The sequence below is a fragment of the Actinoplanes sp. ATCC 53533 genome, from assembly GCF_003947245.1.
The window spans coordinates 1-1,501 of sequence record NZ_QHHV01000459.1; the positions used below are offsets into that span (position 1 = coordinate 1).

The 1,501-nt window shown below is 69.0% G+C and carries 1 protein-coding gene; it reads left to right on the forward strand.

Translation table 11 applies throughout. The features are described 5' to 3' along the window. On the forward strand, positions 1 to 1,501 hold a 1,501-nt coding region (gene infB, locus DMB66_RS59100), incomplete at both ends, for a translation initiation factor IF-2 (protein WP_125812627.1).

Genomic DNA, 1,501 nt, shown 5'->3' on the forward strand with positions numbered 1-1,501 from the left:
CGCTGCTGCTGCTCGGCGAGCACCTCGGCTTCGACGTGCAGATCGTCAGCCCCGAGGACGAGGATCGCGAGCTGCTGTCGCGGTTCAACATCGACCTCGACGCCGAGATCGCCGAGGACAGGCTCGTCACCCGGCCGCCGGTCGTGACCGTCATGGGTCACGTCGACCACGGTAAGACGAAGCTGCTGGACGCGATCCGCAAGACCAACGTGGTCGCCGGCGAGGCGGGTGGCATCACCCAGCACATCGGCGCCTACCAGGTCGTCGTCCCGCACCAGGGCGAAGAGCGCGCGATCACCTTCATCGACACTCCGGGCCACGAGGCGTTCACCGCCATGCGTGCCCGTGGTGCCCAGGTGACGGACATCGTGATCCTCGTGGTCGCGGCCGACGACGGCGTCATGCCGCAGACGGTCGAGGCGTTGAACCACGCCAAGGCGGCAGAAGTGCCGATCGTGGTCGCGGTCAACAAGGTCGACAAGCCGGACGCCAACCCGGACAAGGTCCGCCAGCAGTTGACGGACTACGGCCTGCTCGCCGAGGAGTACGGCGGCGACACGATGTTCGTCAACGTGGCCGCCAAGCCGGGCCTCGGCATCGAGGACCTGCTCGAGGCCGTGCTCCTGACCGCCGACGCGTCGCTGGAGCTCACCGCTCCGATCGACGGGCCGGCGCAGGGTGTCGCGGTCGAGGCCCACCTCGACAAGGGTCGTGGCGCGGTTGCCACGGTTCTGGTCCAGAAGGGCACGCTGCGGGCCGGCGACTCGATCGTGGCGGGCGGCGCGCACGGTCGCGTCCGCGCCATGCTCGACGAGAACGGCAACCAGGTTCCCGAGGCGGGTCCGGCGCGTCCGGTCCTGGTGCTCGGTCTGACCTCGGTGCCCAGCGCGGGCGACACGTTCCTCGCAGCCGAGGACGACCGCACGGTGCGGCAGATCGCGGAGCAGCGGCAGGCCCGTCGCCGGGCGGCCAGCTTCGCCAACTCCCGCGGCCGGGCGACGCTCGAGACGCTCATGGAGCAGATCAAGGAGGGCGAGAAGGCTTCGCTCACCCTGGTGCTCAAGGGCGACGGCTCGGGTTCGGTCGAGGCCCTCGAGGACGCGCTGTTCAAGATCGAGATTCCGGACGAGGTGCAGCTCAAGGTCATCCACCGCGGCGTCGGTGCGATCACCGAGAGCGACGTCAACCTGGCGTCGGCGTCCTCGGACCAGACCGCCACGATCATCGGCTTCAATGTCCGGGCCAGCAACAAGGTCAAGGAGATGGCCGACCGCGCCGGCGTGGAGATCCGCTACTACAGCGTCATCTACCAGGCCATCGAGGAGATCGAGGCAGCCCTCAAGGGCCTGCTCAAGCCGGAGTTCGAGGAGGTCGAGCAGGGCACGGCGGAGATCCGCGAGGTGTTCCGCTCGTCCAAGATCGGTCTCATCGCCGGCTGTATGGTCCGCTCGGGCCTCATCCGCCGCAACGCCAAGGCGCGCATCCTGCGCGAGGGCACCGT